The organism is Natrononativus sp. DTA114, assembly GCF_059736515.1.
In genome coordinates, this window is sequence record NZ_JCASSN010000005.1 from 280,924 (window position 1) to 290,234 (window position 9,311).

General features: G+C 58.1%; 8 protein-coding genes. 5 read left to right on the top strand and 3 right to left on the bottom strand.

What is annotated here, in order from left to right; all coding sequences use genetic code 11:
- Positions 1 to 154: 154 nt before the first annotated feature.
- Both AC6I6S_RS18820 and AC6I6S_RS18825 read right to left on the bottom strand, forming a co-directional pair.
- Positions 155 to 940 (bottom strand): ABC transporter permease subunit, encoded by a 786-nt coding sequence (locus AC6I6S_RS18820; protein WP_497952336.1) that lies wholly within the window; start codon positions 938 to 940, stop codon positions 155 to 157.
- Positions 933 to 1,859 carry an ABC transporter ATP-binding protein gene (locus AC6I6S_RS18825; RefSeq protein WP_497952338.1) on the bottom strand — a complete coding sequence of 309 codons (927 nt, stop codon included), beginning with the start codon at positions 1,857 to 1,859 and terminating at the stop codon, positions 933 to 935. Before AC6I6S_RS18825 ends, AC6I6S_RS18820 begins: the two co-directional genes overlap by 8 nt.
- A 164-nt stretch (positions 1,860 to 2,023) precedes the next feature.
- Here AC6I6S_RS18825 and AC6I6S_RS18830 point away from each other — a divergent pair, with 164 nt between their 5' ends.
- The 4 genes from AC6I6S_RS18830 to AC6I6S_RS18845 all read left to right on the top strand — a co-directional run bounded on the left by AC6I6S_RS18830 (position 2,024) and on the right by AC6I6S_RS18845 (position 7,533).
- A complete protein-coding gene (locus AC6I6S_RS18830) occupies positions 2,024 to 3,262 on the top strand; it encodes an RNA-guided endonuclease InsQ/TnpB family protein (RefSeq protein WP_497952340.1) in 1,239 nt (412 codons plus the stop codon).
- An 880-nt stretch (positions 3,263 to 4,142) separates the two neighbouring features.
- On the top strand, positions 4,143 to 4,901 hold the full coding sequence (locus AC6I6S_RS18835) for an IclR family transcriptional regulator (RefSeq protein ID WP_497952341.1): 759 nt from the start codon (positions 4,143 to 4,145) through the stop codon (positions 4,899 to 4,901).
- 748 nt (positions 4,902 to 5,649) lie between these two features.
- Complete coding sequence (locus tag AC6I6S_RS18840; RefSeq protein ID WP_497952343.1) at positions 5,650 to 6,405, top strand: SDR family NAD(P)-dependent oxidoreductase; 756 nt, start codon at positions 5,650 to 5,652, stop codon at positions 6,403 to 6,405.
- A 111-nt stretch (positions 6,406 to 6,516) separates the two neighbouring features.
- Positions 6,517 to 7,533: an alcohol dehydrogenase catalytic domain-containing protein gene (locus AC6I6S_RS18845; protein WP_497952344.1), complete on the top strand. Its 1,017-nt coding sequence runs from the start codon at positions 6,517 to 6,519 to the stop codon at positions 7,531 to 7,533.
- Positions 7,534 to 7,599: 66 nt separating this feature from the next.
- On the opposite strand, the gene AC6I6S_RS18850 is transcribed toward AC6I6S_RS18845, so the two are convergent.
- Complete coding sequence (locus AC6I6S_RS18850) at positions 7,600 to 8,001, bottom strand: VOC family protein (protein WP_497952345.1); 402 nt, start codon at positions 7,999 to 8,001, stop codon at positions 7,600 to 7,602.
- Between the two features lie 367 nt (positions 8,002 to 8,368).
- Between AC6I6S_RS18850 and AC6I6S_RS18855 the strand changes: the two genes are divergently transcribed.
- Entirely contained in the window at positions 8,369 to 9,169 is an 801-nt protein-coding gene (locus AC6I6S_RS18855; RefSeq protein ID WP_497952347.1) for a hypothetical protein, read from the top strand.
- Positions 9,170 to 9,311 lie beyond the last annotated feature (142 nt).

Sequence of the window (9,311 nt, forward strand, 5' to 3'; positions counted from 1 at the left end):
AAATATAGCGAGGAGATTCTGGCGGATCGTCCATTGCAAAAGTGTACCAGTGGCGCGTACGGACCGTTCGGTGATAGGCGTTCTGCTGGGCGCACGTCTGTTCGTCGGTGGCTGAACCGTTCGAAAGAACGACCAGCGGTTCCTCGCCGATCGTTCAGATGTCTTTGCGAGTGAACCAGAACTGGCTGACGACGACGAGACCGACCGTCATCGCCACGAGAACGGTCGCACCGACGAGGTCGTACGTCCCGTCGAGGAGGATTTCGTTCGGGTCGTAGTACCGCATCGGCGCGATCGCACCGACGGCCTCGTAATCCGTTCCCTCGAGCACCGACTCGAGCAAGAACAGGGCGAAGGTGACGCCGAGGGCGACCCGCTGGGCGATGCTGACGCGGTCGAAGATGACCGACCAGAGGAGGCCGATCCCGGCGCAGGCGAACAGGTACGGAATCGACAGCAGGTGGACCGCAAAGATATCGGCGACGGACAGCGATTCGTCGACGAGCCAGCCGCCGACGAGGACGACCGGCGGCATCAGGAGGTTCACCAGGAGGATCGGCACGCCAAGGGCAGCGAATTTCTCTGCGAGAAGTCGCCGACGAGAGACAGGAAGGGCGAGGAGCGTGTCCATCCGTCCGCGATCGATATCGCCCGCGATCACGCCCGCTGCGCTGTACGCGAAGTAGAGTCCGAGCAGGATAATCCAGCCGAAGACGTAGAGTTCGAACGCGAGGAACCCCTCGAGGGACGCCATCGTCCGAATGTCGAACAGCGAGAGCATCTCCTCGGGATAGGCCTGCATGAATTCGTCGCCATCGAAGGCATCACCGAACGACGGCCACACCCAGACGATCATCGCGGCGAGAAGCGCCATTCCGGCCGTGAGGTAGAGACTCCCTTTGAGGCGCTTCCGGCCGTCGTAACGCAGGAACTCAAACATCGTTCTCACCTCCGTAAAACCGCATGAACACGTCCTCGAGCGGCGCTTCCTCGATGGAGAGATCGACCAGGTCGTACTCGGTGAGTCGCGGCAACAGGACGTTGATGTCGCCGGTGAACGTGAACGCACACTCGGTGAACGCCGAGGCGGGGTCGACGTCGCCGCCGGCGTTTGCGACCCCCGTCTCGAGGTCGTGAACGCCGTCGAGTTCGAGGGCGTCCAGCGGAATCGGTGTCGACCCCTGGATACGGACGACCTTTCCGCTCCGGGTCAACAGGGCTTCGATGGGATCGACCGTGACGAGGCGCCCGTCGCGGATAATGGCGACGCGGTCACAGAGACGCCGAACCTCGCTCAGGATGTGCGAGGAGAAAAACACCGTCACACCTCGCTGTTTCTCGCTGCGAAGGAACTCGGAAAACCGCTGTTTCATCAGCGGATCGAGCCCGCTGGTCGGCTCGTCCAGGATCACGAGTTCCGGTTCATGCATGAACGTCGTCACGAGTCCCAGCTTCTGGACGTTGCCGCGGGAGTACTCGCGGACCCGCCGCTCGAGGGGTGGATCGAACAACTCGAGGAGTTCTTCGCTGCGCTCATCGCCTTTAACGGCGGCGTGTAGCTCGAGGATTTCTGCTCCCGTCGCCTGTTCGTCGAACCCCGGGTCGTCGGAGAGGTAGCCGATCCGTTGTTTGGCCTCGATAAGCGCCTTCCGGTCGCGGACGTCGTGACCGAGGAGTTGCGCTGCTCCAGCGGTCGGCGAGATAAATCCGAGAAGCATCCGAATGGTCGTCGTCTTTCCCGCGCCGTTCGGTCCGAGGTAGCCGAACACCTCGCCGGCCTCGACCGAGAGCGTCAGGTCATCGGCGGCGAGAACGTCCCCGTAGTTCTTTGTCAGCCCCTCGAGTTCGATAACGGCCATACGTAAGATACTCTATGTCTTCATATAAATGCAAGGCGGAAACCCGCGTCTTTAGGCGCGGGAGGAAGCCGACAACATTGACACAACCCACGTTCGATTACAGGCCGACTCCCCCACGCAAACTCAAGCTATTATAAATACATGCCACTACATATGAAGTACAGATGGTGGAAGACTCAAGCACTCGAACCGTCCCCATCAAGCTCGATGTGGACGAGAGTGCCGCTGACCTTCTTCACCAGACAACTGATCACTTCCTCGACGCCGCCAACCACGTCGTAGACGTAGCGTGGGAACCAGACTGGAAAATCACCAGCAAGCAAAAACTCCACGACCTCACGTACTACGACGTTCGAGACGACTCACCACTCCCGGCCAACCTCGTACAAGCCGCACGAAACCGCGCCGCAGAATCCGTCAAAGGCGTTATCGAACGCTGGAAGGAAGGGAAGAAAGCCTCGAAACCCGCGTTCACGTCTCGGTTCGCCAGCTACGACGCGAGAACTGTCACCGTCAACAACGACCACACCACACTCGCCACAATAGATGGACGAGTGACTGCGGAGTTCGTCCTTCCTGACGAACAACGGGACACGCCGCACTCGGCGTACCTGTTCAACGACAACTACGACGTGAAAGGGGCCACGCTCCACTACGACAAGGTTGAGGATTGTTTCTACCTTCACGTGCGGACAAAGCCCGCCGTGGAGAACGATGATGCCGACACAGGCGATGCCAAGCACGTCTCCGTCCTTGGTGTTGACCTCGGTATCACAAACATCGCAACCACCTCAACTGGGCGGTTCTGGAGCGGCGGCGAACTCAACCACTGGCATCGAGAGTACGAGAAACGTCGAGGCGACCTCCAACAGACTGGGACTCGCTGGGCGCATATCAATGTCCAACGAGTCGGTCGAAAGCAGACTGGGCGCTTCGAGCAACTGCTTCACACCATCTCGAATGAACTCGTTGAGGAAGCCCTCGAAAACGACTGTACGCATATCGTGTTTGAGCAACTCAAAGGCATCCGCGAACGCTTGCCGCACGCGAAGGCGGTTCACAAGTGGGCGTTCCACCGATTGTTCGAGTACGTCACGTACAAGGCTGAATCAGAGGGGCTTGTGGTGAAGCAGATTAATCCGGCGTACACGAGCCAGCGTTGCTCGAAGTGTGGCTTCACTCACGAGGATAATCGCCCACACAACAACGGGCAGGATGAATTCGGTTGTCTGAAGTGCGGGTATGAGGTTCACGCGGATTACAACGCCGCGAAGAATATCGGCTTGAAGTATCTCCGCGACCAGCAAAAGTCTGGGCGTGGAGGCGCACCCGTAGGCGTGCGCTTGAACAGCGGGACGTTGAACGTGAACGGCGAGTATTCGCCTACTGTGTTACACAGTTAGAACGGGAGTCCACGCTGAATGCCACGCCCTGCAGGGCGTGGTAGCTTACAAGGGTCTACTGGTGTGGGAACTGGTTCGAAACTGACGATCGGCCTGCCGAGCAGATGCCAAATCGTAGAGATCTGCCGACATGATTCACTACTGGCCGCTCAGTCCGAAACGATGGGTGGGTCCGAACTGAAACGATGTATGTTATATGTCCACTGAGTACCACGAAACGAAATCTGATAAATTCGAACGTGTGGACGAACGAAGAATTCTGACGGCCAATCGCTGTATTGCCGCTGCTGAACGGAAGTACACTCGCAAATTTTACACATATGCCGGAGGGTAGTATTTTGGTAACTACACAATACAATTGCACTAGAGAGAACTTTGAAATCTGTCTACTCAATTGATATGTGGGTGTCAACGCCTCTCTATACCTCGTATATTAGCTGATGGCCTGGACTTCGGCAACACGGTCGCTATTTGTGGCCTTACCTGCGCAAAATCTTTAACTTCTATGATTATAGCTGTCTATGGGGAAGATTTTGATAGAAGCTCGTACCCAAACGAGAATACTAGGGGATAATCAGATAACCAATCGGTGACAAACCGCGCACGCAATCTTCGTAGTATTGCATCAGACTTAATTACTCTGTGCAGCTATAACGCAATCACCATTCAGGAGTTATGTACGCGGAGCGTGAAAATCAGGCTCTGTAAACAAACCTCCTCAGAAAGCAAAATTATTTCAAAAACGAGTTTCTTCCGATACAGAGTGCGTAAGTATCGAGACATTCATTCGAACTTTTCTCACGTAACAACCATCGGTAAGTAAATTCACGAGGTGCGAATGTTTAAGACCCTCCAATCCTATACTGAGAGACGAACACAGATGTCACGGCAGTTACGAACCACCGAGACGTCCCTCGAGATCATCGACCGCCTCAGGCAACTCGAGGGCGCGACGATGCCTGAACTCAGCGAGGAACTCGACCTCGCTCAAAGCACCGTTCACGGGCATCTCGCGACGCTCGAAAACCGGGGGATGGTAGTAAAAGAGGGAAACGAGTACCATCTCGGGCTGCTGTTTTTTTCCTACGGGGAGTTCGCGAGGCGTCGAAAACCGGAGTACGAGTACGCAGAACGAACTGCAGAGGCGGTTGCAACCGCTTGTAGCGAAGCCGCAAACTTCTGTGTCGCCGAGAACGACAAGATGATCATTTTGCTGGGCGAAAGCGTTCCAGAGGATCCGGTTTACGACATCGGCAACATGTTTCATATGCACTCTACAGCCGCCGGAAAATCAATCCTGGCAGAGATGCCCGACGACCGTGTTGAGCAGATCATCGACCGATGGGAGCTCCCGGAGCGAACAGAGAACACGATCACTGACCGAGAGCATCTATTCGAAGAACTCGACGAGATTCGGGAGCAGGGGTACGCCGTCAACAAAGAGGAGCTGTTGCCTGGACTGAGTGCGGTCGCGATGACCGTTCGACATCCCGACTCGTCCGTCTTCGGGGCGTTTAGCGTCGGTGGCCCGTCCTACCGGAATACGGACTGGCGGCTGCGTGAAGAACTGGTCCCAGTTCTACGTGAAGAAACGACCACGTTCGAGTCGGATATTCGCTCGCTGTACGCCGGAGGCTGACGGTAGATCGGCCAGTTGCATTACGGATATATGGTTGTAATCCCCGTTTTTGACTGCTCTACTGGTGCGGCGATCGTACCGTCCACAATTTGCTGCGAGGAGGGGAATCAGGTTGTTGAGTCGCATCTATTCTGGGTGTGCTGATTCGACATCATCGGTTCACAAGTGCCGAATATTTATATACTACTTTCCGTCAGACGGCCATCCACCGATCCAAAGTGCTGGCACGCCTGTAACGACCCAAAACGTCCATTCACGGGTCCTGAGACCTCCTGACGGAAATCGCTCCTGAGTTCATGCTCGAGGACCCATCTGCTATCAGCCCTTTCGAGACATTAGTCGTGCTTTCGAACTGAAGCCGTCTTCGTCGATCAGTTTTGCCGCGTATTTGTATGTATTATTCATTGAGGTAAGCGCTGTCCAGTGAATTTTACCGACTCGACGGTTCCATTTCCAGTTCGACTGTGACGAATGTATATAACCGAGACGATCTCGTGTATCACACGAAAGCGATATTATCGTGACGGACCGTCGACTCGCCAGCTAACTTCGGACCGGTAACTCCTACCTATTCGAACGCGAGGAGGATTCTGACGCTTCGAAACGACCGGTGATCGATCGGCAGTAGTACTGTTGAGGAGAGTGTTTGCCTCGCCGGCGAGGCTGTTTACCCTCGGACATTCGAAGTTCCGGCTTTCCCACGGCACTACATCTAAATACCAACGCATCTATCAATTGCATGGAGCGCATGACAAAGCTACTCAGTGCAGATACCGCAATCGTTACAGGCGCCGGTCGTGGAATCGGACGAGGGATCGCAACACAACTTGCATCGCACGGTTGTAACGTCGTGGTAAACGACATCGACGGGGAAGCTGCGACGGATACCGCTGCAACTCTCGAAGCGGACCATGGCGTCCGGACGGCGGCCGTCGCCGGCGATGTCTCCGAGGAGGCCGATGCAGAACGTCTCGTAACAGCAGCGGTCGACGAACTCGGCGGGCTCGACGTGCTCGTCAACAATGCTGCCGTTATCAATCCGCAGTCGTACGAGGATATCGACACGCAATCCTGGGATCAGGTGCTAGACGTGAACCTGACCGGGGTGCAGAACTGCACGAGCGCGGCGTACGACCAGCTGAAGGGCGGTGGCCGCATCGTCAACGTATCCTCGACTGCCGGGCTTCGAGTTAGTCTTCTGGCCGGCGCACACTACACGACCTCCAAGTGGGGCGTCGTCGGCTTGACCAAGCACGTTGCTCAGGAGGGGGCCGAACACGGTATCAGAGCGAATGCCGTCTGTCCGGGTCCGACCGAAACTGAGCGCATCCGAGCGCTGACCGACAGCGACCAGCGCGAGCAGAGTGCAGCGGACGATATCCCGATGGGTCGCTGGGGAACGGCCGAGGACGTCGGTAAGGCAACGGTGTTTCTGGCGTCAGACCTCTCCGGGTTCGTCACGGGCGTTGCCCTCCCTGTCGACGGCGGGTTCACTATCCTGTAACCGGTCGGCTACCGGTTCGGAGTCGACTCTCCGATCGGTGGACTCGAGGGGCTACCGAACGGTCGGTATCGGAATCCGATGACTTTTCTTGGTGTGTGTAAACTAGCCTCTATGCAAGCGGCAGCATACACCGAACTCGGAGAGCCAGGGCGCATCGAAACGATCGCACAGGAAAAACCAGAACCCGAAGCAACGGCCGCCGTCGTTCGCGTCGAAGCGTGCAGCGTTAATCGACGTGATCTCTGGAACCTTGCCGGGCTACAGGGGGTGGCCGACAGTGATCTGCCGTACGTCGGTGGCTCGGACGTTGCCGGCGTGGTCGACGCCGTCGGCTCGGATGTGGGCAGCATCGATGTCGGGGACCGCGTCGTGCTCTCACCGAACCTCACGTGTGGTACGTGTCGGTTCTGCCGGGACAGTACCGAAAATCGCTGTGTAGAGTTTGGCATCTACGACGGCGGCTTCGCGGAGTACTGCACCGTCGATGCAAGCCGACTCGTTTCGCTCCCCTCGAACGTGGAGCCCGCCTCGGCGGCAGCACTCCCGATCTCGTATATGACCGCCTACCACATGCTCCGTCGAGCAGACGTTGCACCGGGCGACCTCGTCTTCGTCCCCGGCGCAACGGGCGGGGTAGGTGTCGCTGCAATCCAGTTGCTCGAGCTACTGGGTGCGAGATCGATCGCCACCTCGAGCAGTTCAACGAAACTCGATACACTCTCCGAACTCGGCGCGACGCACACGATCCAGTCGACGGAGATCGAGAAGATTAGAGAGACGATCGAAGCGATCGGCGAACCGACTGTCGCACTCAACCACCTCGGCGGGCCGTACACGGCACTCGGCCTCGAAACGCTCGGACGGGACGGTCGAATGGTTATCTGCGGACGGACGGTCGACCGGACCTCCGAAATCGATATTCGGGACCTCTACTGGGACCACAAGCGTGTGATCGGGAGTACGATGGGGACCCAGCGCGATCTCGAGCGACTCGTCTCCCTCGTTGCGGACGGGACGCTCGAGCCTGCAATAGGCGGGACGTACGGACTCGATGACGCGGTGGAGGCGTTCGAGGCGATACGGAGCCGGAGTGCGTTCGGAAAGCAGGTCATCGAACCACAGCGCTGAGCCGTCGGGCTCATCCGTTTCGCTCGCACACACCCACGTTTTGCAACTCGACGATCTGCACCGGATTCAGCCCGAGTCCTCGACGATCTGCATCGGAACGATCGTGTCCCGCTCGTCGAGCGTAACGACTTCCCAGTCGTACCCCTCCTGCGGTTCGTCGTCTTTGACGCGAATTCCTCGTTCCTCGAGTGCCCTCATGCTCTCTCTGATATCGTCGACCTCGAAGGCGATATGGAACCACCCCTCGCCGCGCTCCTGCAGAATCTCGTAGGTCCATCCCTCTTCGTCGGCGGGTTGGATGAGTTCGACGATGTTGCCTCCCGCGTCGTAAAGGGCGACGTCCATCGCGAACGACCCCGTCATCTCGCCACGACTGACCAGATCCATGTCGTAGTTAGCCTCGAACCGTTCCATGGAGTTTTCGATATCCGATACGACGAACGCGATGTGGTGGATTTTCGTGAACATGTGTTTCGTACGGCACGTGAGTAATCGTTTCGCGGTGCGCTGCCGGCTTGGCGGGGAAAGTCACACTACAGCGGTGCTGATCCGCGTGTTCGGAGTCGATGAGGCTGGCGGTCATCGCAAACCTGATTCGGCCACGGATGTGAGCGGACGTGCTCATTGTAGCGTGCTCGTGTAGTGTCTCGACCCTCCCCTCAATCGGGCAGTGCCCACGAACGAACGTACAGTATGTGGTCATGCCGGTGCATAGCGTTTCCCATTCCGGATAATTTGCCCGTCCGGTCGTTCGCCCGCTTTCGATTGGTCCGAATCTCTCCTCATCTAGCTCGAGGAAATCTTTTTGCCGAATCCGCTCGATACTGTTCTCATCGTGCCTCGAGACATCCGTATCGTCGATAGTATCACACAACCCACCGACGCGGCCGGATCGGTCGTACTTGCCGGGAGCCACGGGGGTCTCTCTGCGGGACAGTACGCCGCAGATCTGGGTGTCACCGGCGTCATCTTTAACGATGCGGCCGGTGGAAAGAACGGAGCCGGGATCGAATCGCTGTCGTATTTCGACGAACTCGACTGCCCTGCTGCGGCGGTCGACTATCGGAGCGCCCGAATCGCCGATGGGGTCGATATGGCCCGCAACGGTGAGATCAGCCACGTCAACGACAGTGCCAGCGACATCGGATGTCGTATCGGACAACCGGCCCTCGACTGTGCTGCCGCGATGTCCGACGCCGGCGGTGACCCGGTCGATACCGTGGCCTCGAGCGATCTCACCGAAACGGTCCTCGTCGACGGTGACGTCCCGATCTGGGCGGTCGATTCGATCGGGCTCATCGACGAGGTTCACGAGGGTGCGATCACAGTCGCCGGCAGCCACGGCGAGCGACTCGCCGGCGAGTTCGAAACGTACGTTCCGACGGCGATCGCCGGGATCACTCTGTTCGACGCCGGCGTCGGCAAGGACCGGGCTGGCATCGGTCGCCTGGCGGCGATGGACGGGCGCGGAATCCCCGCCGCGGCAGTCGACGTGACCACAGCCCGCATCGGCGACGCTCGCTCGGCGTGGGAGACTGGCGTGTTAAGCCACGTCAACGACCGTGCCGCAACGCTCGGAATCGAGCCGGGCGACACGACTCGTGGGTTCGCCGAGGCTGTTCGCGCGAACCAGTGATCGATCTCGCCACTGTCGACGAGCCTGCAACGGCATCGACAGTACAGACGCGGTGCTCGAGTGTTGGGACGCGATGAACTCGCGGGTCAAAACGGGTTGGGAACGACCGATCGCCGAAGAAAACAGTCGGTGCCGGATCGTA